The 24,210-nt window shown below is 53.0% G+C and carries 28 protein-coding genes and 1 riboswitch (1 of these 29 cut by a window edge); of the genes, 1 reads left to right on the forward strand and 27 read right to left on the reverse strand.

The features are described from left to right. From CTH_RS09920 to CTH_RS09950, 7 genes are all read right to left on the reverse strand, one after another. A protein-coding gene (locus CTH_RS09920) for a M50 family metallopeptidase (protein ID WP_079906127.1) crosses the window boundary here: on the reverse strand, positions 1-159 show its start. Its footprint begins 711 nt before the window's first position; only the first 159 of its 870 coding nucleotides appear in the window; it begins with the start codon at positions 157-159; the stop codon falls past the left edge of the window. A gap of 15 nt (positions 160-174) precedes the next feature. Beyond that, entirely contained in the window at positions 175-999 is an 825-nt protein-coding gene (locus CTH_RS09925) for a M23 family metallopeptidase (RefSeq protein ID WP_079932865.1), read from the reverse strand. Positions 1,000-1,057: 58 nt separating this feature from the next. Next, entirely contained in the window at positions 1,058-1,969 is a 912-nt protein-coding gene (locus tag CTH_RS09930) for an FUSC family protein (protein ID WP_078666360.1), read from the reverse strand. Then, positions 1,966-2,676 carry a c-type cytochrome gene (locus CTH_RS09935; protein ID WP_107753763.1) on the reverse strand — a complete coding sequence of 237 codons (711 nt, stop codon included), beginning with the start codon at positions 2,674-2,676 and terminating at the stop codon, positions 1,966-1,968. Before CTH_RS09935 ends, CTH_RS09930 begins: the two co-directional genes overlap by 4 nt. After that, entirely contained in the window at positions 2,669-4,276 is a 1,608-nt protein-coding gene (locus tag CTH_RS09940) for a sensor histidine kinase (RefSeq protein ID WP_078666362.1), read from the reverse strand. Before CTH_RS09940 ends, CTH_RS09935 begins: the two co-directional genes overlap by 8 nt. A gap of 91 nt (positions 4,277-4,367) precedes the next feature. Next, complete coding sequence (locus CTH_RS09945; RefSeq protein WP_078666363.1) at positions 4,368-4,787, reverse strand: ferritin family protein; 420 nt, start codon at positions 4,785-4,787, stop codon at positions 4,368-4,370. 102 nt (positions 4,788-4,889) lie between these two features. After that, positions 4,890-5,747: a nitrilase-related carbon-nitrogen hydrolase gene (locus CTH_RS09950; RefSeq protein WP_079932867.1), complete on the reverse strand. Its 858-nt coding sequence runs from the start codon at positions 5,745-5,747 to the stop codon at positions 4,890-4,892. Positions 5,748-5,788: 41 nt separating this feature from the next. On the opposite strand from CTH_RS09950, the gene CTH_RS09955 reads away from it, so the two are divergent. Continuing rightward, entirely contained in the window at positions 5,789-6,454 is a 666-nt protein-coding gene (locus CTH_RS09955) for a GNAT family N-acetyltransferase (protein WP_078666365.1), read from the forward strand. Here CTH_RS09955 and rodA read toward each other — a convergent pair. From rodA to CTH_RS10055, 20 genes are all read right to left on the reverse strand, one after another. Beyond that, positions 6,451-7,584 carry a rod shape-determining protein RodA gene (gene rodA, locus CTH_RS09960; RefSeq protein ID WP_078666366.1) on the reverse strand — a complete coding sequence of 378 codons (1,134 nt, stop codon included), beginning with the start codon at positions 7,582-7,584 and terminating at the stop codon, positions 6,451-6,453. The genes CTH_RS09955 and rodA overlap by 4 nt on opposite strands. A gap of 94 nt (positions 7,585-7,678) precedes the next feature. Continuing rightward, a complete protein-coding gene (gene minE, locus CTH_RS09965; protein ID WP_078666367.1) occupies positions 7,679-7,963 on the reverse strand; it encodes a cell division topological specificity factor MinE in 285 nt (94 codons plus the stop codon). A gap of 24 nt (positions 7,964-7,987) precedes the next feature. Beyond that, the gene (gene minD, locus CTH_RS09970) at positions 7,988-8,782 is read right to left on the reverse strand and encodes a septum site-determining protein MinD (RefSeq protein ID WP_078666368.1); all 795 of its coding nucleotides are present in this window, start codon (positions 8,780-8,782) and stop codon (positions 7,988-7,990) included. A 23-nt stretch (positions 8,783-8,805) separates the two neighbouring features. Next, on the reverse strand, positions 8,806-9,219 hold the full coding sequence (minC, locus tag CTH_RS09975; protein ID WP_078666369.1) for a septum site-determining protein MinC: 414 nt from the start codon (positions 9,217-9,219) through the stop codon (positions 8,806-8,808). 94 nt (positions 9,220-9,313) lie between these two features. Next, positions 9,314-11,326 (reverse strand): penicillin-binding protein 2, encoded by a 2,013-nt coding sequence (gene mrdA, locus CTH_RS09980; protein WP_078666370.1) that lies wholly within the window; start codon positions 11,324-11,326, stop codon positions 9,314-9,316. An 18-nt stretch (positions 11,327-11,344) separates the two neighbouring features. Further along, entirely contained in the window at positions 11,345-11,854 is a 510-nt protein-coding gene (gene mreD / locus CTH_RS09985) for a rod shape-determining protein MreD (RefSeq protein WP_078666371.1), read from the reverse strand. Then, positions 11,854-12,681: a rod shape-determining protein MreC gene (mreC, locus tag CTH_RS09990; protein WP_159071920.1), complete on the reverse strand. Its 828-nt coding sequence runs from the start codon at positions 12,679-12,681 to the stop codon at positions 11,854-11,856. Before mreC ends, mreD begins: the two co-directional genes overlap by 1 nt. Before the next feature lie 24 nt (positions 12,682-12,705). Next, positions 12,706-13,725, reverse strand: a complete 1,020-nt coding sequence (locus tag CTH_RS09995; RefSeq protein ID WP_078666373.1) for a rod shape-determining protein — start codon at positions 13,723-13,725, stop codon at positions 12,706-12,708. Positions 13,726-13,740: 15 nt separating this feature from the next. After that, complete coding sequence (gene radC, locus CTH_RS10000; RefSeq protein ID WP_078666374.1) at positions 13,741-14,430, reverse strand: RadC family protein; 690 nt, start codon at positions 14,428-14,430, stop codon at positions 13,741-13,743. Between the two features lie 48 nt (positions 14,431-14,478). Beyond that, on the reverse strand, positions 14,479-15,066 hold the full coding sequence (locus CTH_RS10005) for a Maf family protein (protein WP_107753765.1): 588 nt from the start codon (positions 15,064-15,066) through the stop codon (positions 14,479-14,481). Positions 15,067-15,076: 10 nt separating this feature from the next. Then, a complete protein-coding gene (locus CTH_RS10010; protein WP_078666376.1) occupies positions 15,077-15,334 on the reverse strand; it encodes a DUF4321 domain-containing protein in 258 nt (85 codons plus the stop codon). Between the two features lie 80 nt (positions 15,335-15,414). Further along, positions 15,415-16,824 carry an aspartate ammonia-lyase gene (gene aspA / locus CTH_RS10015; protein ID WP_107753767.1) on the reverse strand — a complete coding sequence of 470 codons (1,410 nt, stop codon included), beginning with the start codon at positions 16,822-16,824 and terminating at the stop codon, positions 15,415-15,417. A gap of 100 nt (positions 16,825-16,924) precedes the next feature. Beyond that, positions 16,925-17,443, reverse strand: a complete 519-nt coding sequence (locus CTH_RS10020) for a CGGC domain-containing protein (RefSeq protein WP_078666378.1) — start codon at positions 17,441-17,443, stop codon at positions 16,925-16,927. Beyond that, on the reverse strand, positions 17,440-18,231 hold the full coding sequence (locus CTH_RS10025; RefSeq protein WP_107753769.1) for a class I SAM-dependent methyltransferase: 792 nt from the start codon (positions 18,229-18,231) through the stop codon (positions 17,440-17,442). Before CTH_RS10025 ends, CTH_RS10020 begins: the two co-directional genes overlap by 4 nt. A gap of 100 nt (positions 18,232-18,331) precedes the next feature. Beyond that, positions 18,332-18,973: a redox-sensing transcriptional repressor Rex gene (locus CTH_RS10030; RefSeq protein ID WP_078666380.1), complete on the reverse strand. Its 642-nt coding sequence runs from the start codon at positions 18,971-18,973 to the stop codon at positions 18,332-18,334. Beyond that, positions 18,960-20,285 (reverse strand): bifunctional folylpolyglutamate synthase/dihydrofolate synthase, encoded by a 1,326-nt coding sequence (locus CTH_RS10035; RefSeq protein ID WP_079932869.1) that lies wholly within the window; start codon positions 20,283-20,285, stop codon positions 18,960-18,962. Before CTH_RS10035 ends, CTH_RS10030 begins: the two co-directional genes overlap by 14 nt. 59 nt (positions 20,286-20,344) lie before the next feature. After that, positions 20,345-21,418 (reverse strand): ABC transporter ATP-binding protein, encoded by a 1,074-nt coding sequence (locus CTH_RS10040; RefSeq protein WP_107753771.1) that lies wholly within the window; start codon positions 21,416-21,418, stop codon positions 20,345-20,347. Beyond that, positions 21,411-22,199, reverse strand: coding sequence for an ABC transporter permease (locus CTH_RS10045; protein ID WP_159071921.1), 789 nt, complete (start codon positions 22,197-22,199; stop codon positions 21,411-21,413). The genes CTH_RS10040 and CTH_RS10045 overlap by 8 nt, the downstream gene beginning before the upstream one ends. After that, a complete protein-coding gene (gene modA / locus CTH_RS10050) occupies positions 22,196-22,990 on the reverse strand; it encodes a molybdate ABC transporter substrate-binding protein (protein WP_107753773.1) in 795 nt (264 codons plus the stop codon). Before modA ends, CTH_RS10045 begins: the two co-directional genes overlap by 4 nt. A gap of 62 nt (positions 22,991-23,052) precedes the next feature. Further along, positions 23,053-23,186: riboswitch (molybdenum cofactor riboswitch) on the reverse strand. Positions 23,187-23,230: 44 nt separating this feature from the next. Further along, the gene (locus CTH_RS10055) at positions 23,231-24,202 is read right to left on the reverse strand and encodes a 4Fe-4S binding protein (RefSeq protein WP_107753775.1); all 972 of its coding nucleotides are present in this window, start codon (positions 24,200-24,202) and stop codon (positions 23,231-23,233) included. Positions 24,203-24,210 lie beyond the last annotated feature (8 nt).

Here is a 24,210-nt window from a genome sequence, read left to right on the forward strand (position 1 = left end):
TATCTCTCTGACTCGAATCCCCAGCAGCCTTGCTACGAGAGCATGGGCCAGCTCATGGCCTGTTACCAGCAAAAAAACCAGCAAAGCCTTGTACAACAGCCCGGTAAAAAAATAGAAGGCCAGGAGGGCCAGAAACCAGGGATTGATCCTGAAGCGCATCTGTATCCCTCCCGGCTAGATGTTGTCTTTCCCCAGTTTCTCCAGGGGGTCAATTACCTGCCCTTTCTCAGAAAGCTCAAAATGCAAATGGGGCGTATCGGCCACCCCGCTTTGACCCACTGTGCCGATGACCTGGCCTGCCTCTACCCTGTCTCCCATTTTTACCTTGATTTCATCCAGATGGGCATAATAACTGCTCCAGATCTCATCGTGTTTGATCATTACATATTTGCCATAAACCCTGTCCTCGCCGGTTTTAGTGACAGTACCGGCCAGAACAGACTTCACTTCCGTCCCTGTCGGAGCCAGAATATCTATCCCCTGGTGGAATCTGGGATAATCACTGTTGGGCTCCATCACCCAGCCAAATTTTTTGCTGATCTGACCGGAAAGGGGAAGCACAAAGGTTTGGTTGCTTACGGCCGGTTTAGTCTCCTCAGGTTTGGTAGTTAGGGCAGTTAATGCCGGCCATTCGTTAAATTCACCGCTTAGCACCACCTTGACGATGCGCCCCAGTACTGGTTCCAGTTCAGTATCAGTGTTAAGCAGATACCTGATAGCTGCACTAGCACTCTGACTGAGGGGATCCTGCCGGTCATTAACTCCGATGGCTACAGCAAAAATCAGGAGGGCCAGTATCGATTGAATTAAAAGCCTGTTGGCCAGCAAACGCTGGTACCAGGGACGCTGCGGACCAAAACCGCCGCTCCAGGTGAAAATACCAGAGCTTCTGCGCCCTGGCGGTTGCCGGTAATAGCGTTCCTCCGGGCGGGCCCAGTAGAACTTTTCCCTTTCCTCTATTTCTTCCTGCCAGCCCTGTTCATTGCGTTTATAGCGCATAAACAAGCACCCCCATCTTCATTTCACAATAATGAATATGGGGGCCAGTCCTGTTTTATTACAATTTTTGCAGGTCACGGGCAATTTGCAGTAAAGTCTGCCAGCCCAGGGTCGTTGTAGTCCCATCAGCCTGTGCCGCTTGTTCCGCCAAATAGCGAAGATCTATTGACTTGAGACCGGGGCGCTGGTTTACGGCAATGGCCCTGGCAGCCTGCCTGAGTTCTTCTCCGACTGCCCTGAGAATAACTTGCCCTTCCGGCCACAGGCCAATCCGTTGCAAAATGAGCAAATTATGATAGATGCTTTCCACGGTATCAAACCAGAGCTGCCAGTGGTCATCTCCCAGCAGTTTTTGTTCCATTTCCCGCCGGTTTTCCTGCCAGAAACGCCAGGTGCTGCTGATTTTCTCCCCCAGCTGGCGCCATTGTTTCCACCCGGCTTCTTCTCCTTGCCCTGTAGTAGTTGCCAGCTGCTGCACAAGTTCTGCCATCTCCAGTAATACTTCACTCAACCGGGTGCGTACCACTTTCTCCAGGCGTGGTGGCCATAACAGGGCATTGACCAGCCAGGCTACAAAAATGCCCATCATAGTATCGAGAAATCTTCCCCAGGCAAAAACCCAGGGGTGGGTAGCCTGTTCCAGCACTACTGCTGTTAGAACTATCCCGGCTATGCTGATGGATTCCACCAGCCCCAGGAGATTACAGAGATAAATGGTCACCAGCAGCCCCAGGCCCAGGGCCCAGGGAGTGCTGCCCAGGCTGATGGCAGCCAGCGCCCCCGTAATGGCACCTACCACTGTTCCCAGCAGGCGGTTGATGCCCGCATCCAGGGAACTGCCCAGAGTTGATTGCATGACGACAATAACAGCGATTACCGCATAAAAAGGATAATCCAGATGAAAAATTCGGGCTATAACCATCGTCAGCGCTGCAGCTATTGCTGTTTTAATAATCCGTTTACCGATCACTGTTTCGCCTCCAGGTACTTGATCATTACTGCCATTTCCTTTTCCGTTAGCGGGATGACAGGCATCATTCCCTGGGACTGCCCGCTCCCGGAAAGTTTAGCTTTCAGCCCGGCAGCACCATTGCGCTGATAGGCTTCTCGCAAATCAGGGCCAATTTCCCCTCCTGTCCCGTCCAAACGATGGCAGAGTAAACATTGCTTATCGCGAAAAATAGCAGGTATTTGCTGGTTTTCCATCTCAGCCGTCCTATCTTTGCCCTGCAGCAGCCCTTGCTCCAGGAAGTACTCCATCAGCCTCTGGGTCTCTTCTTCCCCCAGGGGTACACTCACCATCAGCTGGTTGGCTGGCCTTTTCAACAGTTGCTTGAGCCGCTGCGGTGTGTAATCCCGCAAAAGCTGGGAAAGATCGGGAGCTATCTCTCCCCACTGACCCTGCCAGCGATGGCAGTTCAGGCAAAAGTGTTCCAGCACCTCTCTGCCATCCTTGAAGGAAGGAGTCCGGGGCCGGACCATGGCTTTCAGCTCCAATCCCTGGTACAGCTGCCAGCCAATAGCCCCCAGGGGCAAGAGGGACAGAATCAGCATGGCCAGACCGAAGATCTGTTTTCTATCTTTCCCGAACAAAGCAAATCCAAGAAAAACCAGGCTGTTTAATAGTACAATGGCCAGGGAAAGCAGGGCCAGTTGCAGAAAAAGGGTATTACTCATGTTCCCACCTCCCGGCCAGGCGTATTACAGTCCCCTGTCCTGGTTCACTTTCAATGGTAAATTCCAGTCCGGCTTCTGCTGCCCGCTCTGCCATAATGGAAAGCCCGTAGGAGTTGGCTCCGGTCTGCTCCAGGTCAAAGCCCTGGCCATTATCAGCCAGCATCAACCACCAGCGCTGTTCCGCACAGCCCAGGCTGATATCCACCCGGCTGGCCCGGGCATGTTTGGCCACGTTATGCAGGGCTTCCTGCACAATCCGTACCACCTGTTGATAGGCTTTCGCCGGCAGCCGGGGTTCCTGGCCGGAATGATGGAGCTCCACTTGCAGGCCGTGGCGGCGGCCAAATTCCTGCCCATAGGAACGGAGAAAGGTCAAAAGTCCCTGGGTTGCATTAGTTGCTTTTAAGCTCCAGATAAAACTGCGCACTTCCTGCCAGAGGTCTTCTACTACCCCTACCAGTTCCGCAATCTCTGCCGCCGCCTCCTGGTGCCCCTCTAGAGGCAGGCATCGTCCCAGCTGATTCAACCTGATTTTGATATAAGCCAGTCCCTGCGCAATGCCATCGTGCATCTCCCTGGCTATTCGCAATCTTTCCCCGGCCAGGGCATTTGCTTCCTCATCCTGCCGCAGGCGCAGGTTATCCAGCAACAGGGCCAGGTTTCCTGACAGGGCCTGGATCACATAGGAACTTTCCCGTCCCGGCATCTGCTGCCAGCGGGCCACCAGCACCCCCTGTACTTTACCCCGGCTGAACAGGGGAAACAGTTCATATGTTGCTTCCTCAGCCGGCCACTGCCGGACCTGATTGGTTTCCGCTGCCCGCCAGACCTGAGGCCAGAGGCTGTCCCAGCTCTGCCAGCTATCCTGTTCAGGCAGCACCAGCCAGTTCCAGTTATCATCTTCCATTTTACCAGCTACCGCCAGCCCGGAGCAACCGGCCAGGGCCGCAAAATCCGCCAGCAGGCCGGCCAGCTGCTGATTTAGCTGACTATAGGTCAAGAGCTGCTGGCTTAAGGAGGCCAGCTGTGCTGTCAGTCGGTTTTTTTCCTCCAGCCGCTTTAAAAACCAGGCAATCAAGGCCAGCACCATCAGAGAGGAAACTAATCCCAGAACAGCTAGAACCAGGAGGCGTTCCCGGCGGTTTTTACTTGCCTGGCTGGCATCCAGCTGGATTTTGAGAGCAGCAATGGGAAAATGCCCCACATGCAGAGGGGCAATCAGCTCCTGCTGTCTCCAGGTGCTGCTGCCAGATTTCAAATCCATCAGTTCCAAAGTTGATACCGGCCGGCCGATCTGAGTGCGGTCCGTCGCCGCCACCACAAAATATTTTCCGTGAATGGGTGCCAGGAGCTGGATCTCCCTCAGTTCCGGATTCAGCTCCTGCAGGGAACGGAACAGCTGGTTATAACGGACTGTTTCCCGTAAATCCGCTTCCGTATTAACCTCAGCATCAATGGCCCGTACCAGGCCCAGCAGCTGGCTTTCCCGCTGCTTGCTTTCCCCTTCACCCCAGAGAATATTGATGAGGGCAAGAATAGTCCCCTGTATAATCAGAATACCAGCAGCTGTCAATAGTAATATGCGTTTCTTAGTAGTCATAAAAAACCCCCCTCAGGCAGTAATTCCTGCCCAGGGGGAAAAATCCTTTTGCCAGATTGAGAATAGTCCAAAAATAGTCCAATCGGACCGGTTAGAAGGTCAGCAGATAAATGAGGCGCAGGGCATGTTCAATTTCATCATTCATAATCCGGAAGAAAATATCCCGCAAATAATAGTTATGAGTTGCGAGATACAGTTCCCGATAAAATTCCACTGCGTCCGTTTCCGCTTTCAGGCGCTGCCGCAGGGCTTCCGTATATTCCCCTACCTGGGGCGGCTGGGGTTCAGGGGGTGGATTCATTCCCGTCAGTTCTTTGTAAACCATTTCCAGAGTGTGAGCGTGACAGTGCTCATCCCTGGCCATGTTTTTAATAATCTGTCTGGCCTCATCGGTAGGAGCTTTTTCTGCCAGCTGGTCATAGTACATGCCATCGGTGTGTTCCATTTTTATGGCTTCATAAATTTTTGTTGCCAGTTCATGGTATTCATGACAACCCATTGCAGGATACATAGGATAAGCCTCCTCTCAAAATCTTCGGCTAATCCAGTGTATCCCTTTTGGTTTTCTTGCGTGTCACCCTTTTAAAAAATAGGCAAAAGCCCAGGTATCATGTTATAATTTCCTTACTGGTAGCTGCATTAAATCCTGGCGCCGCACATCCCAGGGCCTGACACTGCCCTGCTGGCGACTGGCCCGAATTTGAGCTAGAGGCAGTTCCGCGATCAGGATCTGTTCCAGGCCAGGCTGACCTTCAGCCTGGATGCCCCGGGGTGGAAAACCGAGATCACAGGGGGTAAGCAGAGCCGCCCGGCCATGATGCTGTTCCAAACCCGGCACTTCCGGTAAAAAACCAATGGTAGGGCTGGCCACCACCCCTAGCTGCAATTCCACTGCCCTGGCCTGCAGACAGTAGCGCACGCGCCAGAAACCGGCCTCATCTTCCGTACAGTAGGGGCAACAGAGCAAGTCGGCCCCGGCCTCAGCCAGCGCTGCTGCAACTGTGGGAAACTCACTGTCATAACAAATCATCACTCCCACGGTGGCGTCTGGCAGGCTGGCCAGTACCAGCTCCTCTCCCGCAGTCAATTGCCAGTATTCCTGCTCCCAGGGAGTCAGGTGCAGTTTGGCCTGGGTCAATAGCCCTTTACCGGGTACAGCCAAATGGCAGACATTATAAAAGGCCTGTCCCTGGCGTTCTATCTGGCTGCCGGAAATGATCGCAATCTGATAAGCCTCGGCCAGTGTTTGCACCAGCTGACGAAAGGGTTGGCTGTATTCTGCCCAGTGAAAGGGCAGGTCCCGTTCCTGTTTCAGGTTATGCCGGGCCAGTAAGCCCCCGGTTACATATTCCGGAAACACCACCAGCCGGGCCCCGCTCTGGGCAGCAAAAGCTATCGTCTGACTATACTTTTTCTCAAACTCAGCCCAGGTTAATGGCTGCATCAACCACTGTACTGCTGCGATTTTCACCGTTCTTTCCCCTTTACTTTAAAACTAAGGAGGCAGGTAGCATGAAACTAACCCGTCTGGTCCCTACTGACCAGGGCTTTCGCCCGCTCGTGATTCGCAATTACACCCTGGCTGATATTCCCCAGCTGATCGACATCCAGCGGGAGTGTTTCCCGCCCCCTTTTCCCTCGGAACTGTGGTGGAATGAAGAGCAATTGACCAATCATGTCACTATCTTTCCCGCAGGCGCCCTCTGTGCGGAAATCGATGGCCAGCTGGTAGGGTCCATGACCGCCGTTCGCACCATGTTTGATCCCGACCAGCCGGAAAACTGGGCCACTGCTACTGACCAGGGCTATATCAAAGGCGCCTTTCATCCCCAGGGTAACGCCCTGTATGTAGTGGATATCAGTGTCCGCCCCGGCTGGCGCAAAGCGGGAATTGGCCGGGCCCTGATGGAAGCCATGTATGCCACCGTGGTTCACCTTGGGGTAGAGAGGCTGGTGGGAGGTGGCCGCCTGCCTGGTTATCATCACTACCAGGACCAGCTTAGTGCCCGGGAGTATATCGACCAGGTGCTGGCAGGAAAAATTGCCGACCCGGTCATCACTTTTCTCCTTAAATGTGGCCGTACTCCCCTGGCCCTGGTCCCCGACTATCTGGAAGATGATGAATCAGGCAATTACGGCCTGTTAATGGAATGGCGTAACCCCTTCCTCCAGACCTAAAACAGGATTTTCTGCCGGCGCATATAAATACTCTGCAAAATTCCTATACCCAGCATATTGGCCAGGAGATTGCTGCCCCCATAGCTGAAAAAGGGCAGCGGTATACCGGTGATGGGCATGATGGAAATAGTCATGCCCACATTTTCCAGAATATGAAAGAGGTACATGGATACGACCCCGGCTGCCATGGTCACTCCGTAAATATCCCGGGCCTGGGCAGCAATGCGCAGGCCCCGGAATACCAGTAAAAAGAGAAGGATCAACAACCCTGCTGCCCCGACAAAGCCCAGTTCTTCCCCCACCACAGAAAAAATGAAATCGGTGTGCTGTTCCGGCAGAAAATTGAGCTGGTTCTGGGTGCCCTGATAAAGCCCCTTGCCCCATAAACCGCCGGAGCCAATAGCGATCTGGCTCTGCCGTACATGGTAACCAGCTCCCACCGGGTCCAGGTCAGGATTGATGAATATAATCAAACGCTTGAGCTGGTAGTCTTTCAGCGGCAGGTGGATATAACCCTGCAGATGGGCCCACACTCCCCCGATAGCCAGAGTCAGACCGGTGATGATGATAATAACCAGCAGCAGCGGTCTGGTGCCGGCTGCATACAACATGCCCAGGGTAATGGCAATAAACACCAGGGCTGTTCCCAGGTCAGGCTGGGCCAGGATCAGCAACATGGGAATCCCGACATGGATAGCCACCGGCAACAGGTCCCGGAAGCTGTTGAGCTGCCCCTGTTTGCGCGCCAGCAAATTGGACAGAGTTATAATAATAAAGATTTTGGCAAATTCAGAAGGCTGAACGGCCACTGAACCAAACCCCAGCCAGGACTGGGCCCCGCCTCCCACTTTCCCGGCTATCTCCACCAGTAAAAGGAGAAGCAGGTTAAGACCATAAAGGTACTTGCTCATCCGCAGCAAATCCTCATAATGAATGGTCATCATCACCAGCAGGGCTACTGTACTGATAATCGCCCAGATCGCCTGTCTTTCCACATACAGATAGGGGTTATTACCCCCGCCCTGGGTGATATGGGTGGCGCTGGAAATGATAACCAGGCCATAAATGATAATAGCATAAACTACTGCCAGCAGCACAAAATCGACATTTTTCCACAACCGTCTATCCAAAGTTTTTTACCTCCAGCTTCACTACTATCCTGTATATTTATTCCCTGAATCCCAGTTTATCATTTTTTTTAGCCAAAAAAAAGAGAAAGAGCGCTTATTCAGCGCCCACTACAGCTCCCCGTTTCATTCTCTTGACCGGAATATTGGCCACCAGAGCCACTGTATTGTCCGGAGTGTTTTCAAAAGCCACTTCCAGGGCCTGTTCATCGATATCCACATACTTGGTGATCACCTGAATCAGGTCGGTTTTGAGGGCTTCCAGCATCTGAGGGGAAATGCTGGCCCGGTCATGTACCAGCACCAGTTGCAGGCGCTGCTTGGCAACATCCTTGCTGGCAGCGGTTTCCCTTCCAAACAGTTTATTGATAAAATCAAACACTCTCTTTCCCCCTCTCCGCCTGGCCTATTTCATCCCGATTAATTTCTTCAGTCTGCTCATCAAGCCTTCATTTTCTTCCAGATTCATCAATGGCACATCTTCACCCAGAATCCGCCTGACGATATTGCGATAGGCCTGTCCGGCCCTGGAATTGGGATCAGTTACGGCCGGTTCGCCCCGGTTGGTGGAAACAATGATGCTTTCATCATCAGGCACCACGCCCAGCAGCTTAATGGCCAGGATATCCAGCATATCTTCGATGGAAATCATGTCCCCGGCCTTGACCATTTTGGGCCGCATCCGGTTAATAATCAATTCCGGTTCCCGCAAATTATGAGCTTCCAGCATGCCAATAATGCGATCTGCATCCCGGACTGCCGAAACTTCAGGGTTTGTGACTACAATCGCTTTCTCAGCTCCGGCAATAGCGTTCTTGAAGCCTTGTTCAATTCCAGCCGGGCAGTCGATAATAACATAATCGAATTCCTCTTTCAGTTCTGCGGTCAGGGCCCGCATCTGCTGTTCATTAACAGCGGTCTTATCCTTGGTTTGAGCGGCAGGCAACAGATAGAGGTTCTCGAAGCGCTTGTCCTTGATCAGGGCCTGCTTTAACTTGCATTGGCCTGTTACCACATCGACAATATCATAAACGATGCGGTTTTCCAGGCCCATCACAACATCCAGGTTACGCAAACCGATATCGGTATCCACCAGTACCACCTTTTTGCCAACAGCTGCCAGTCCGGTACCGATATTGGCCGTTGTCGTAGTTTTCCCTACTCCGCCCTTACCGGAGGTGATGACTATTACTTCGCCCATCCCTGTTCCTCCTCATTGGTATTTTAGCGTTTGAATTCCCGATTTGGCTGGTACTGTTCAATCACAACCCGCCCATCCCTGATATAGGCCATTTCCGGGACTGTCGGTTCCGGATAGTTTTCATCAGGAGCACGGGTAATCTGATCAGCAATGCGCAACTGGGTAGGCATCAGTCGAAAGGCAGTAACCACTGCCGATTGATCCCCCCGGGACCCGGCATGGACCACTCCCCGCAGGGTGCCCATAACCGCTATATCACCAGTAGCGATGATTTCTGCTCCCGGGTTGACATCGCCGATTACCACCACATTGCCATCATAATTGATTTTCTGACCGGAACGCAAGGTGCGATGAATCAACATTGTCGGCCTGCTGGCTTCCGAACCCAGATTAATATTGGAATCAAGCCTGTTGTTCCGGAAATTGAATTCCCGCATGTGAACCGTCCTTCCCCAAGATGTTCCCTCCTGGACATAACTTAAATTCTCCAAATAGCTAATAATTCCTGCCAGTGGAAGCCAAAAAAATTTCTTACTCTTCCGCACTGGTTCCGCCTTTTTTCAACATTTCCTGCGGGACCTTGAAATAGGCTGCCAGTACATCCCGGGCCACCACCCCGGCAGAAGTACCGCCATGGCCGCCATGTTCAATTATAGCGGCAACAGCGATTTCCGGCTTGTCGTAAGGGGCAAAGCCAACAAAGAGGCCATGGTTGTCCTTGCCGAAAACCTGGGCGGTTCCGGTCTTACCAGCTACCTTCACCGGGAAACCGGCGAAGCGGCCAGCTGCCGTACCGCCAGGCTGGGTTACAGCCAGCATGCCCTGGCGCAACAGGGAAAGGGTTTTATCCGAGACATTGACTTTGCGAATCAGTTCCGGTTTAAATTCCTTGAGAGTGCGGCCGGAATGGTCAACTATTTTTTTGACCAGCTGCGGACGATAGAGATAACCGCCATTGGCAATGGCTGCTACATAATTGGCCAGCTGCAGGGGAGTATACTGGTTCGACCCCTGCCCGATAGCCATATTGAGAGTATCATAGGCATGCCAGGCGGTATTGTACTCCAGCTCTGCCTGGTAAGAGCGATCCAGCCGCTTTTTATCCTTTTCCTTCTGTTTCAGGATTTTGTCCTTTTCTTCCTCGGTTTTAGCCTGAGCCAGTTTGTTTTTGTACTTTTCCTCCAGTTCGGCATAGAGAGCATCATAACGCCATTTCAGCAAGCGAGTATTCAGAGCCTTTTTCCATTCCTCAGTAGGTACAGTCCCGCTGGATTCCCCCGGCAGAGTAATGCCTGTTTTTTCTCCCAGTCCGAATTCTTTGGCATAGCGGGCGATCTGGTCATTGCCCGCCGCCAGCCCCGCCGTAAAAAAGAAGGTATTGCAGGAAACCTGGATGGCCTTTTTCAAATCCACCCGGCCATGGCCGGAAATTTGCCAGCATTTGAATTTGCGATTGCCCAGCTGGTAATAGCCGGGGTCATAAACAGAAAAGCCGGGACCAATGCTGCCGGTTTCCAGGGCTGCAGCTGCAGTCACCATTTTAAAGGTAGAACCAGGAGCAAAAGGGGAAATGGCCCGGTTAAGCAAAGGCGGAAAAGGCAGTTTGTCGGAAAAGGTTGTTTCCCATTCCTCTTTGGAAATCGGCCGGTTAAAGCGATTGGGGTCAAAGGAAGGTTTGCTGGCCATAGCCAGCACTTCCCCGGTGCGAACATTCAGCACCACTACCGCCCCGCCTTTGGCATCAGGGAATTCCCGCTGCACCTGGGCCATGGTGCGGATCAGAGATTCTTCCGCTACCTTCTGCAACTGGCTGTCAATGGTGAGGATAAGGTTATTCCCTGGCACCGGCTCCACTACGCCCAGATCGCGGACGGGCCGCATACGGGCATCCACTTCCACCTGGCGGGCGCCATCCTTGCCATGTAATTCCGTTTCAAACCAGCGTTCAATACCGGTAATACCCAGTTTATCATTTAATTTATAGTCTTCTTCCGGATACTGTTCAATCATTTTTTGCAAAAATTCCTGACTGGGCTGGCGTACATAGCCCAGGACATGGGAAAGGAAATCCCCGTAAACATATTCCCGCTGGGGTTTGACCTCCACAATTACTCCCGGCAACTCCATGCGCCTTTCTTCAATTTTGGTGACTACTTCAAGGGGCACATCTTCTGCAATCGGGACCGGAACATATTTTTTCGGTTGTTGCTTGACCAGATTTTCGATATCTTCTGCTTTCCTGCCCAACAATGAAGCCAGCCGGCGAAAAACCTCTTCCTGGTCCTCTTTTTTCAAATCCACCAGGGCAACAGAAATATTAAAAGAAGGCCGGCTTCTGGCCAGAACTTTGCCATTACGGTCCATGATTTCCCCTCTGGCCGCCGTGACAGTGGCCAGCTGGATACGGTTGGACTGGGCCATCAAGGTGTATTTTTCCTGCTCGATCAATTGCATGTAGGCCAGCCGGGAAAGCAAAACCACAAAAATGATCCCGGCTATGGCCTGCATGACCCCCATCCGTTTTTCAATCCCTTTCATGGTCATGGCACCGTTCCTCCATCATCAATACTCCCTGGGCTTTAACCAGCCCGTACGGGCTGAACGGGCAAAGGGCCGATAAAAAAGCCAGGCAAAAAAGGCCGTATAGCTGGCCCTTAATAAACTATCAATGAGTGTACCTGTTCCCCAGGCATCCGCCGGATAAAAAGGGGAAACACCGATTAACAGAATCAGGTCATTGAAAAGGGCACCAAAAAAAACAAAAGTAGCCGGAATAAAGGAAATCTCTTTGTAAATTATTTGATCCAGCTCACCGACAAAATAGGCAGTCAGCCACTTGGCCAGAGCCGACAGACCGATAAAATAGCCAAAAAGCATATCCTGTAATAACCCGGCCAGCAGGCCAAACCAGGCCCCCCGCCGGCGGCCATGGTATAAGGCAACAAAAACCGTCAAAATCAGGACAAAATCAGGCCCGCTTCCATAAAAACCCAGAAAAGGCCAGAGGGATTTTTCCGCCAGCAATCCGGCCAGCAAGGACAAGAGCAGCACTAACCAGCCTGCCAACGCCATCAGCGCCGCCCCCTTACCACAAAGACCTCTTCCAGACGCAAAAAATCAGCATGGGGCTTGATCAGGGCATACTTGAAAAGCCCATCCCCGGCAGGTTTTACCTCGGTAATGGTACCAATAGGCAGCCCGGGGGGCAAATCACTGCCCAGGCCGGAAGTAATAACTTCCTGGCGGGGGAAAACAGGGGCATCTTTGGGCAGGTAAATCATGCGCAGCCAGTCAGAGCGTTCCCCTGCACCTTCTACCACACCAGGCACCCGGTTGCCCTGAATCAGGGCTCCGATAGCGCTGCGCCGGTCCAGCAGCAGCGTAACGGTAGCGGTATGTTCGGTAACCTCAGTGATTCTGCCTACCAGGCCATAGGTGCTGACTACGGCCATGCCCGGCTTGATACCATCTGCACTGCCCCGGTTGAGCATGGCCCAGCTGAACCAGCGATTGGGTTCGCGGGCAATGATATTGGCAGCCAGCAGGTCCAGGCTTTTTCCCTGCTGCCGGGCAAAACCCAGAGCTTCCCGCAAACGAACATTTTGATACTCCATTTCTCTCAGTTCCAGTACCTTTTTCTTCAATTCCGCATTTTCCTGTTTCAAACGGCGATTTTCCTCTACCAGCAGTTCCCAATCGGTAAACCGCTCACCAACAGAGACAGCCCCCCTGGTCAGGGAGGCAATGCCTGCTTGCAAAGGAGCCACCGCATCGCGCCACCAGCGTTCTAATGCCGTCAACTGGGTTCGATCGGTTGCCGTCCATTTATTCAGGAACAACAATGCCAGCACAAGCAACAGGGCCAGGAATCCCCATCCCCTTCGTCTATTCTGCCTCAAACCATTCACCTGCCTTGCCCAGCTTTAGCCACGATCCAGCACCCGGCGCCAGGTATCCAGATTTTCCAGACACTTACCTGTACCCATGGCAATAGCAGCCAGGGGCTCTTCGGCAATATGCACCGGCATGCCGGTCTGTTCGCTGACCAGCCGATCCAGCCCTTTGAGCAGCGCCCCGCCACCTGCCATCATAATACCCCGGTCCATGATATCCGCTGCCAGTTCGGGGGGAGTTTTTTCCAGGGTAAATTTAATAGCTTCCAGGATAGCTGTTACCGGCTCCGCCAGGGCCCGGGCTATTTCTTCAGAAGTAACCAGGACATTTTTGGGCAAACCGGTAACCAGGTCCCGGCCTCGCACTTCATAGGTCTCCGTCTTGCCTGTGGGATAGCAATTGCCGATATTGATCTTGATTTCTTCCGCTGTGCGTTCACCAATAGCCAGATTATAGGTGCGTTTGATGTGAGCCATGATAGCCTCATCCATCTCATCACCGCCAATGCGGATGGAGCGGCTGGTGACAATCCCTCCTAAGGAGATCACCGCCACATCAGTTGTCCCACCCCCGATATCCACCACCATATTGCCGGTAGGTTCTTCCACCGGCAAACCGGCCCCAATGGCCGCTGCCATGGGTTCTTCAATCAGGTAGGCCTCCCTGGCCCCGGCCTGCAGAGCCGCTTCTTTGACCGCCCTTCTCTCCACCGGTGTCACCCCGGAAGGGATACTGACCACAACCCGGGGGCGCACCAGGCTGGCTTTGCGCTTCAGCGCCTTGTTCATAAAATGGCGCAGCATCTCCCGGGTAATGTCATAATCGGCAATGACTCCGTCTTTCATGGGGCGAATAGCAACAATATTCCCCGGCGTCCGGCCAATCATCTGCTTGGCCTCTAAGCCCACAGCCAGAACTTTGCCTGTCTCCTTCTGGATGGCTACCACCGAAGGTTCCCGCAGCACAATCCCTTTGCCGCGCACATGCACCAGTGAGTTGGCAGTCCCCAAATCTATACCCATATCTCTGGAAAATAAGCCGAATACCATTTTTCCGTCTCCTTTCTAACTGCCTAGCAACCCTTCTTCTTTCAGGCTACAGTATTTATTATCCCCGATGATGATATGATCTAATATGACTATGTCCAGAAGCCGTCCCGCCTGCATCAATTGCCTGGTTAAATGGATGTCCTCTGTACTGGGCCGGGGGTCACCACTGGGGTGATTATGGACCAGGATTAAGGCCACGGCATTTTTGCGCAAAGCCTGTTTGAACAAGGCTCGCGGGTCTGCCAGGGCCCTGGTCATGCCACCAATGGACAATTCATCAATCCCCAGCACCCGGTTTCTCACATCCAGCAGGATCACCCGAAAATGTTCCTTTTCCAGGGCTGCCATCTCAGCCATAACCAGATCAGCGGCATCCTCAGGTCCGCTGATTACAGGTAAACGGCTGGAGGGAGCAGTAGCTACCCGGCGTCCCAGCTCAAAAGCAGCGCAAATCAGCGCCCCTTTGGCCGGGCCAATACCAGGTAAATGCAGAATGTCCTCCACCGTTTTTTTGGCCAGATTTTTTATCCCTCCGGCCTCAGCCAGCAGCCGGTGGGCCAGCTGCAAGGCCGACTCCCCTTCAACTCCGGTGCGCAAGAGAATAGCCAGCAGTTCCGCATCACTGAGGACCCGCGGACCTTGCTGGAGCAAACGCTCCCGCGGCCTTTGCTCCGGGGGTAAATGACGCATGGAAAGATTTTTCATGGCGGTCACCTCTTTTGTTTTTGTCCCGGCAACCCGGGCGGTGCCCGCTCAGCTCAAAATCCGCCAGCCTGCCTGCCGCAATAACTGCATGGTTTTGACCAGCGGCAAGCCGACTACATTGTAATAGCAACCATTGATTCTATCCACCAGTAAGCTGCCCAGACCCTGGATACCATAAGCACCGGCCTTGTCCAGCGGCTCGCCAGTGGCCACATAGGCCCTGATTTCGTTAGCAGTCAAAGGGCGAAAGGTAACCTCGGTAACGGCATAATCACTATAACAGCTCTCGCCATCAGCCCGTAACAGCACCACACCGGTCATAACCTGGTGAGGGCGGCCGGACAGGAACTGCAACATGGCCTCGGCCTCCCTGGCATTTGCGGGTTTGCCCAGAACCTGTCCCTCTAAAACTACCACTGTATCTGCCGCCAGTATGTACAGATCAGCAGGCCGCTCGGGCAATTGCTCTTGCACCGCCCGCGCCTTTCTCCTGGCCAGGTCCTGAATGGCACTGGCCAGAGGCTGAGCGGAATCCAGGGTTTCATCAATATCGGCAGTAAGGACCTGAAAATCCAGGCCCAATAGCTTTAGCAGCTGCTGTCTTCTGGGTGAAGCTGATGCCAGAACCAGTTTCACTGTATCCCTCCTACAGCTTGCGATAAGCCATATAGGCCAGAAGGGCTCCTAACAGGGTAGCGATGGAAATGCGCAATTGCAGGCCCAGGGTGATTCTAGCAAATGATAAATCCAGGGTAGTGGTGGGAAAACCGATGGATTGACTGATATTCAGGAATGAGAGATATTCCCCCAGAATGGCACCTAAAGCGGTGCCCAGCAGGGACCCGACGATTATCAATAAAAACAGCAGCCAGGGGCTGCCCGGGCCATTTCCCTTGTATCCCACTTGATCCCGCCTCCTCTGAACAAAAGTTTATCATTAAGTAAAAAAAAGAGCAAGGGACAGCCCCTTGCCTTTCTCACTTTTTATCCCAGCAGGTGTTTGGCCGGAATCCCGGGCCTGGTCATCTCATAGGGATTCAGAATTGCTTCCAGTTCTGCCTCCGTCAGCAATCCCTGTTCTAAAATCAGCTCCCTGACCGGCCGTCCGCTGTTAATGGCCTCCCGGGCCAGACGGCTGGCTACCTCATAGCCCAGGTGAGGATTGATAGCAGTAATAATGCCCACACTGTTTTCCACCAGCTGCCGGCAGCGCTCTTCATTGGCGGTAATGCCTGCTATACACTTGTCCCGGAACACCTGCATGCCATTGCGGAGAATATCCAGGCTTTGCAGAAGATTGAAAATCAGCACTGGTATCATTACATTCAGTTCCAGCTGACCCGCCTCCGCCGCCCGGGCAATGGTGACATCATTGCCATTGACCTGAAAAGCAATCTGGTTAATTACTTCGGCCATAACCGGATTGACTTTGCCCGGCATGATAGACGAACCGGGTTGTCGGGGAGGAAGATTGATTTCTCCCAGGCCGGCCCGCGGACCAGATGCCATCAGCCGCAGGTCATTGGCAATCTTGGAAAGATTGCCGGCCAGAGTCTTTAAGTCCCCGGATAGCTCTACATAAGCATCGGTGTTCTGGGTAGCATCCACCAGGTCTTCGGCATTGCGCAAGGGCAGGCCAGTGATTTCAGCCAGGATCTCCACTGAGCGCCGAATGTACTCCGGGTCAGCATTTAGCCCGGTGCCCACTGCAGTCGCTCCCAGATTCACTTCCAGCAGGTTCTCCAGGGCCCGTTCGATCCGGATTTGGTCCCGGCGCAACATACGGGCCCAGGCCCCAAACTCCTGACCCAGCCGGATGGGCACCGCATCCTGTAAATGGGTACGACCCATTTTCAGCACATGGTCAAACTCCCGGGCCTTGGCTGCGATGGCTTCTATCAGTTGCTCCAGGGCCTCCAGTGTCCCCTGGGCCAGCCGGTAGGCCGCAATGCGGAAGGCCGTAGGCACCACATCATTGGTGCTCTGGGCCATGTTAACATGGATATTGGGGTGAACCAGACTATACTGCCCCTTGTTACCGCCCAGGATTTCAATGGCCCGGTTGGCAATAACTTCATTGGCATTCATATTCAGAGATGTACCGGCTCCACCCTGAATCACATCCACCACGAACCATTCCTGCCACTGTCCGGCCCTGATTTCCCTGCAGGCCTGGCAGATGGCATCTGCTACCCTGCCAGGCAGGGCACCGATTTCGGCATTGGCTCTGGCGGCTGCCTCTTTTACCGCAGCCAGAGCCACGATCAGTTCCCGGTGAGGCCGATAGCCGGTAATAGGGAAGTTCTCCAGAGCCCGGGCTGTTTGCACTCCATAGTAAGCTTCAGCCGGGATTGCCATTTCTCCTAAAAAATCTTTTTCCATTCTGTATTGCATAATCACGCCTCCGCCCTGTCTATGTATTTTGTATACATATACAGGCATTCGACAAATTTAGGCTTTTTCCTGCCTACTGGTCTAATAATTTCCTTATTACTCAGTGATGGGTACCTTCCACAACCCTTACGCCCTGGCCCAGAATGCCTTCCTTGATAATCTGCTTGAAAGGGCATTTGGGATAATCGCCATCCATCAGCATACAGGAACTGAGGTGAACCACATCCAGGCCATAATCCTTGAGTTTCTTGACCAGACGATAAACCCGGCGGCCGGAACAACCGCCACAGGTAAAGACGCCAATCAATTCGGCCTCAGGCCCATATTGCTCAAAATGCACTTTCCGCTTATTCCAGGCATTCATGCAACCTACACCGGGACAGGTTTCGGAAACAATATCACAGCGTACGATCGCAACTTTAGTCGGTTTCGGCTCCCCGGGTTTGGGCTCTTCATCCACTCCCGCCAGGAACTTTTCCCGGGCCGCCTTAACTTCTGCTTCGGTAATAGTACCAATACCATGTTTCTTGCAATATTCCTCGACCGCCTTTCGGGCCATGGGGCGTACGAAAAAGGGCACTTTCTCCAGGGCTGCTTCTGCTTCTTTAGTCCAGTTCATTTTGTCATCTCCTCTCCATCTAGCTTGTAAGCTACAATAATCAAGTCTTTTGCTTTCAGCTCCTGATATGGTTTGCCCTGATAATCTCCATACAGCTCAATCCGGGTAAAACCCTGAGAACGAAAAACCGGTAGCAGTTCCCGGGCCAACCAGCCCCGCAGGCGGGTAGTCTCTACCTGTTGCTGCCAGGTCCCCCCCTGTTGCCTTAAGACCACCAAATTAAAATCCAGGTAGTTTTCCGGCAGGAAATCATAGAAGCGCAAAAAAAGCCTCTCTCCCTCCTGGGTTTTGCGGCTAACTGGAGCCAGAAAGCGCTCAGCCTCACTGAATATCCGCTGGTAGTTAAGCAGCTGGACCACCGCTACTCCTCCAGATTTTAATACCAGAGCGAAATCCCCGATAGTCTGTTCCAGCTGGAGGCGCTCCAGCACATGCGGCAGGCTGTTTCCCAGGCATAAAAGAGCATCAAACTTCTCTTCCCCGAACTGGCGTGCCAGCTCACCAAGGCGCAGCTGATAAAACTTCAGGTTGGGCCAGCGTTCAGCCCTGGTACTGGCAATGGCCACCATTTCCGGACTGGCATCAGTACCAGTAACCTCCCAGCCCAGTTCCGCCAGGGCCAGACCATGGTTACCTGTGCCACAGGCAGCATCGATGACCTTTTTGCCAGCCTGTTTTTGTAAAACGCCAGTAAGAAAAGGCAATTCCCAGGACAGCCGGGAAGGCCAGTCCACCATCAGATCATATTCCTCACTCAGGTTACGGTAGAAATCCTGCCGCTCTTGCATGGGCTTTCACTCCTATCCGGTTACTAAGTTCATTATACCGCTGTGGCTGTCATTAGTATGTGACCGCTCTCACAGAAAAAAAACCGGCTGAAGCCGGTTTCTATAACAAGCCATTTTCCCGCATACAGAGATTGAAGGTCAGAATCTCCAGGGTAACGGCCAGATCAATATTGCGAATTTCCACTGCATCCGGAACCATCAGCGCTTTCGGGGCGAAATTCATAATCGCCTTAATCCCTGCTTTTACCAGCAAGTCAGCCACATCCTGGGCGATGGTGGCCGGAACAGCAATAACACCAATGGCAGCATTTTTCTTAGCGATTGTCTCTGGCAATTCCTCCATGGACTGCACCACCATGTCGCCAATGGTTTTACCGATTTTGTTAGGGTCATTATCGAAGATACCGACAATTTTAAAGCCCCGTTCCCGAAAACCCCTGTAACTGACCAGAGCCGTACCCAGATTACCTGCCCCTACTACCACTACTGGCCATTCCCGGGACAAACCCAGGATTTTCAGGGTATGATGCAGGAGATCCTTGACATTATAGCCTACACCCCTGGTACCAAATTCCCCGAAATAGGCCAGGTCTTTCCGGACCTGGGCCGGGCTCACTCCTACCCCTTCTGCTATCTCCCCGGAAGAAATGGTGACAATCCCCTTTTTGTCCGCCTGTTCCAGAAAACGAGAATAAACCGACAAACGAATAATAGTAGCCTCTGGTATCTTAAATACTTTCAACCCCGGCGCCCCCCTTTGACAATTTTTTTAACAAATAGGAGCGAGCATCAGCTATCATATACAGAGAACCAGTGATTAGTAAAGCCTGTTGTGCATCAGTGATGGCCAACCCTCGCTCTATCGCCTTTTCCACCTGTTCATATAATTCCACTCGCTTGTCCGGCAGATACTGTCTGGCCACAGCAGCCAGTGCCTGCCAGTCCCCGGCCCGGTAGCTATTGGGCCGGGTGATGATGAGATGCTGGATACAGGGTGCCAGTAAAGCCAGCACTTTTTCCCTTTCCTTGTCAGCCAGCATCCCCAGAACCAGATTAAGCCTCCGCCCGGCAGTAACCAGCGGCAAGGCTTCCGCCAGCGCCTGAGCCCCGGCCAGGTTGTGGGCTCCGTCCAGAATCACCAGCGGTTGCTGGCTGATGATTTCCAGGCGGCCCGGCCAGCGGGTTTCCGCCAGGCCCGAGCGCAAATGTTCCCCCCGCCATTCTGCCCCCCGCTCCCGCAGGTGCAAGAGGGCCGCTACCGCCAGGGCAGCATTAGCAGCCTGATGGGCGCCCAGTAAAGGTACCTGGATGAAATATTCTCCCCGGGGTGTCTGTACCCGACAGGCTGTGCCGGTAGCACTCAGGTCAATGTCCCTGACCTGGATTTCCTGTCCCAGAGACCAGAGAGGAGCTGATAACTCCCGGGCCCTGGTCTGGATGATCTCCAGAGCCGTACCGCTGGCCCCTGTCACTACCGGGCACCCGGGCTTGATGATGCCCGCCTTGGCCCGGGCTATATCGGCAATGGTGGGCCCCAGATAATCCATGTGATCCATGCCCACATTGGTGATGACCACTACTTCCGGCCTAACCACATTGGTGGAGTCGATTTCTCCTCCCAGGCCTACTTCCAGTACCAGCCAGTCCACCTGCTGCCGGGCAAACCAGAGGAAGGCCAGCGCAGTGCTGACTTCAAACTCCGTGGGTGCTTCCATCCCATCTGCCACCATTTGCTCCAGCACAGGTCGTAGCCCGGTAATCAGCCGGGCTACCTCTTCTTCAGCAATAGCCTGGCCATTAATACGATAGCGCTCCGTATAGCTATGCAGGTGGGGACTGGTAAATAAGCCGGTTCTGTAACCTGCGGCCCGCAATACCGAGGCTATCATGGCTGCCGTTGAACCCTTCCCATTGGTACCACCGATATGGACTACCTTCAGGCCATCCTGGGGATTACCCAAACGGCGTAAAAGTTCCTGAATGCGCTCCAGCCCCAGATTGATGCCAAATTTTGTCTGTTGAGCCAGATAGTCCAAAGCCTCCTGATAGTTCATGCTTCTGCTCCTTGTATTTGAAATTCACATTCACTTACTTTAACATTAACTGAAAATTTTTAAAATGGCAAGAGGGGAAATATATGAATGTTATTTTTTTTCAAACTCAGCCGCTGCTGCCGCCGGGTAGCCAGTTCCAGGCGGTTATAAACATGGCGGGGTAAATCAATAAGCATCCTCTCTGTGGCCTGATTTGGACAACCAATTTCCACCCAGAGCAAATAGGTGGTACCCCGGGCCATCTCCTCCACAATGGTCCCTTCCACTATATTTTCCCCCAGATTGGCGGATAGCTGGCGTTCCGGCCGTACCAGCATCACATTTTCCGGCCTGATGCCGAATTTCAACATTTGACCTGCCGTCACCGGCCAATTTCCTGTCACCCGCAGTTGCCAGCCCTGCCAGTTAAGAACGGTCTCCGTTTCACTGTGGGCTTCAACCAGTGCCGGGAAGAGGTTGCTCATACCAACGAAGCGGGCAATCTCCTCTGTAACGGGATGCTGAAAGACTTCCTCCTTGCTGCCGACCTGAACCAGTTTGCCCTGGTTGATAATACCAATCCGCTCAGCCAGCACATAAGCCTCGGTGAAATCATGACAAACATGAATGACGGTCAGGTGCTGTTCCCGTTGCAACCTTTTCAGTAATAGCCAGAACTCGGCCCGGGTCTGGGGATCCAGTGCCGCCAGCGGTTCATCCAGCAGTAAAATCCGGCTACCCGCCGCCAGGGCACGGGCCAGGGCTACCCGCTGTCTTTCCCCTCCACTCAAGCGCAGGGGATAGCGGTCCAGCAAGCAGGTTATTCCCAGCCTTTCTGCCCAGTAATAGGCCTCCTCCCGGGATGCGGCAAAAGCGATATTTTCCCGACAGGTTAAATGGGGAAAAAGGGCATAATCCTGGGGTACATAGGCAATCTGTCGCTTCTCCGGTGGCAGGCCGCTGACATCCCGCTCCTGCAAAAAAACGCGCCCTGTTTCCGGCAACTGCAACCCGGCAATGGTTTCCAGCAAGACGGTTTTACCCTGTCCCGAGGGACCCAGCAAAACAAAATACTCGCCCCTGTGAACATGAAGTCCAGGCACTTCCAGGCGGAATTTGCCCCGGGTTACCCGGATATTTTCCAGTCTAATCACTGTTTTCCCTCCCTATCCCGGCTGCCAGTCGCAACAACCAGAGGGCCAGAAGCGCCAGGAAGATTAGAATCAGGGCCAGTGCCACTGTTTGATCTATATCCACTGAAGATAGACTGAGATAAATAGCGGTAGGCAAAACTTCCGTCTTAAACCGGGTAGCACCGGCAAAGGTAACAGTAGCCCCGAATTCCCCCAGGGCTCTGGCCCAGGTGATCACAGTGGTGGCCAGGATGCCCGGCCGGGCCAGGGGCAGGGTTACCCGCCGGAAAACCTGCCCGCTATTACAGCCCAGGGTACGGGCCACCTGTTCCAGACGAGGATCGATAGTCTCAAAGGTGGTTTTCAATAAGCGCAAGGCGTAGGTTGCTACCACCGTAAACTGGGCCAGAATGACACCTCCAGCAGTAAAAACCGGGGAAAGGCCCATGCCCTCCAGCCATCGCCCCAGGGGGCTACGGAAGAAGAGAAGCAGGGCAACACCTCCCACAATGGGAGGTAGTACCAGGGGCAGATCCAGAAATGTTTCCAGCAAGCTACGGCCGGGAAATTGCCGGCGAGCCAGAAAATAAGCTGCAGGCAAAGCCAGAACTAGGCTTATGATGGTGGTAGTTGTAGCTGTCAGCAAACTGAGGCGAACGGCGAACAGCACTTCAGGGGAAAGAAAAGCCTGAACCAGGGCTGCCGGCCGGATATTGAAGGCAATCGCCCCCAGCAAGGCAGCCACAAAAAAGAGGTAGAACAGCAGATTAATTCTGGCTACTCGCTCAAAGCTGTCTCTCAAAATTTCACTTCCTTCTCATCTACCGCATAACCATGTTTTCGGAAGATTTCCTTTCCCCGTTCTGAGGTGAGGAAATCAATAAATTTCTGTGCTGTTTCCGGCTGCTGGCTGAAGCGGCTGATAGCCACCGGAATATTGCCGATCTTGACCAGCTGTTCTTTTGGCAGGGGAATTACTTCCAGTTTCTCGGGATTCCAGTTATCAAATACCGTCCAGCCGATAACTGCATCTACCTGGTTTAAAGCAGCAACCGTTGCGGTATCCTCACAGCTTTTAGGAGTAACGACGATGTTTTTTTCGATGGCAGCCGTCAGCCCGTTTTTGGCAAAAATATCCTTAGCATACAGGCCTAAACAGACGGTTTTCGGTTCGGCAATGCCCACTTTCACACCCGGCCGCGCCAGGTCCGCCAGGGTCTTGATGCCTTTAGGGTTGCCTTTGGGCACTACAATGGCTGGAACCAGGTAGGCGACAATTTTTCTGCTTTCCGGTTTGACTGCCTGTTTGGTTTCTGCTATATCCATAAAATCATGGGAGCCCGGGATGTAAAGGTCACCCTTTTGGGCCAGCAACATCTGGGATAACATGGTACCAGAACCACCATAACTGGCCTGCACCGGGATACCGGTCCGGGCAGTAAAGGCCTGGATCACTTCTTCCAGGGGCGGTTTTACCGCTGAGCCGGCAAAAATGGTCAGGGGCTCTTTTGCCTTTTGAGCTGCGGTACAGCCAGTTAGGATGCCGGCCAGTAACATTAACACCAGGAGCAAAACGGTTTTTCTTGATTGCATACTCTAACCTCCTTGTCCTTTTGCGCTAAATAAAAAGACACTTTTCCCCCTGTTGAAAAGAAAAGTGTCCAAACGAAACTCCTTTCCAAACAGGGGAGGCAGTCAGGTTTCCCCGGCTACCCCGGACCGGCAAGCGGTCGTCCCGGCGCCATAGCTTTCAGCCTTAGGCTTTCCGGGCTCGGAGTTATTTATTTATTTTCTTTGCCTGTGTATTTTCGACAGAAAAACACATTTTCCTGCTTAAGCTGTGAAAGTGAAATTTATTTCTTGCAGCAGGTTCTGTTTTTTGATACAGGCAGGGCATTTTCCTTCCCTGGTCGAGGATATCACCTGGCCGCAAACCTGACAGTATATTACTGGTATTTCCTTTAATATTATCGGTTTTATTCTCTCCTTCCATGATCCGGGCTGCCAGCTTAACGCCCGCACAGGACAGAGACCGCTACATACATGACAATCCCGGCATTTACTCCCCTGCCACAATAGCCGTCTGGTTTTACCATCCACTTCACTAAAAAAGGCTTGCTGTGGACAGACCCGGATACAAACACCACACTGATCACATTTACCGGGATCAACTGCCAGTATCTCCGCACTGCGTTGCCAGGCCGCTTCCGGTAATCGGGGTAACAGGTTGGACCAGCTGGGACGGGGCTTGTTTTCCCCGGAGTCCTTCAGTACCTGTTCCACCTTTTCCAGCAGTTTCAGGCTAAGCCAAGAAAAAAGCGCCCGTCGACCCAGTTTTTTCTCTTTCGGTGAAATTTTAAACTGACACCGTTCCTGCCAGCCCGTAGCCCTTAACCAGTCTTTAACCTGCTGCCGGGTTTTCTCCGCATAGATACGCCAGTTGGAGCAGGCACAGCTTTCACAATCGCCGCAATGTATCTCCAGTCTTTCTTCTCCGTGTTTTTCCAGCCAGTCTAAAATTTCCTCGACAGTAAGCACTGCTAGACAGGGTATATTAATAGCCCCCTCGACAGGTCCCGTTTCCTGACAGGCCAACACCGGGGCCTGCAGCCAGGCTGAACCGCTGGCTGCAGCGGTGGGACACTGGGCCCGGCAGAAACCGCAATTTTGACAACCCTGCTTTTCGACCACCGGCAAGCCATTTACTAACTGAATCGCCTGACCAGGGCAGTTTTCCAGACACACCCGGCAAGCCTGATTGCGATATCGGCGCAAACATTTTCCTGAATCAATTTGTGCCGGCATACTCTCAC

It is taken from the genome of Carboxydocella thermautotrophica (assembly GCA_003054495.1).
GTDB lineage: Bacteria > Bacillota.

Excerpts from the sequence above, each read along its gene's own strand:
- CTH_RS09925 (WP_079932865.1), bottom strand. The coding sequence starts at position 999 with ATGCGCTATAAACGCAATGAACAGGGCTGGCAGGAAGAAATAGAGGAA.
- CTH_RS09935 (WP_107753763.1), bottom strand. The coding sequence starts at position 2,676 with ATGAGTAATACCCTTTTTCTGCAACTGGCCCTGCTTTCCCTGGCCATT.
- CTH_RS09940 (WP_078666362.1), bottom strand. The coding sequence starts at position 4,276 with ATGACTACTAAGAAACGCATATTACTATTGACAGCTGCTGGTATTCTG.
- CTH_RS09945 (WP_078666363.1), bottom strand. The coding sequence starts at position 4,787 with ATGTATCCTGCAATGGGTTGTCATGAATACCATGAACTGGCAACAAAA.
- CTH_RS09955 (WP_078666365.1), top strand. The coding sequence starts at position 5,789 with ATGAAACTAACCCGTCTGGTCCCTACTGACCAGGGCTTTCGCCCGCTC.
- minD (WP_078666368.1), bottom strand. The coding sequence starts at position 8,782 with ATGGGCGAAGTAATAGTCATCACCTCCGGTAAGGGCGGAGTAGGGAAA.
- minC (WP_078666369.1), bottom strand. The coding sequence starts at position 9,219 with ATGCGGGAATTCAATTTCCGGAACAACAGGCTTGATTCCAATATTAAT.
- mrdA (WP_078666370.1), bottom strand. The coding sequence starts at position 11,326 with ATGACCATGAAAGGGATTGAAAAACGGATGGGGGTCATGCAGGCCATA.
- mreD (WP_078666371.1), bottom strand. The coding sequence starts at position 11,854 with ATGGCGTTGGCAGGCTGGTTAGTGCTGCTCTTGTCCTTGCTGGCCGGA.
- CTH_RS09995 (WP_078666373.1), bottom strand. The coding sequence starts at position 13,725 with ATGGTATTCGGCTTATTTTCCAGAGATATGGGTATAGATTTGGGGACT.
- radC (WP_078666374.1), bottom strand. The coding sequence starts at position 14,430 with ATGAAAAATCTTTCCATGCGTCATTTACCCCCGGAGCAAAGGCCGCGG.
- aspA (WP_107753767.1), bottom strand. The coding sequence starts at position 16,824 with ATGCAATACAGAATGGAAAAAGATTTTTTAGGAGAAATGGCAATCCCG.
- CTH_RS10020 (WP_078666378.1), bottom strand. The coding sequence starts at position 17,443 with ATGAACTGGACTAAAGAAGCAGAAGCAGCCCTGGAGAAAGTGCCCTTT.
- CTH_RS10025 (WP_107753769.1), bottom strand. The coding sequence starts at position 18,231 with ATGCAAGAGCGGCAGGATTTCTACCGTAACCTGAGTGAGGAATATGAT.
- CTH_RS10035 (WP_079932869.1), bottom strand. The coding sequence starts at position 20,285 with ATGAACTATCAGGAGGCTTTGGACTATCTGGCTCAACAGACAAAATTT.
- modA (WP_107753773.1), bottom strand. The coding sequence starts at position 22,990 with ATGCAATCAAGAAAAACCGTTTTGCTCCTGGTGTTAATGTTACTGGCC.
- CTH_RS10055 (WP_107753775.1), bottom strand. The coding sequence starts at position 24,202 with ATGCCGGCACAAATTGATTCAGGAAAATGTTTGCGCCGATATCGCAAT.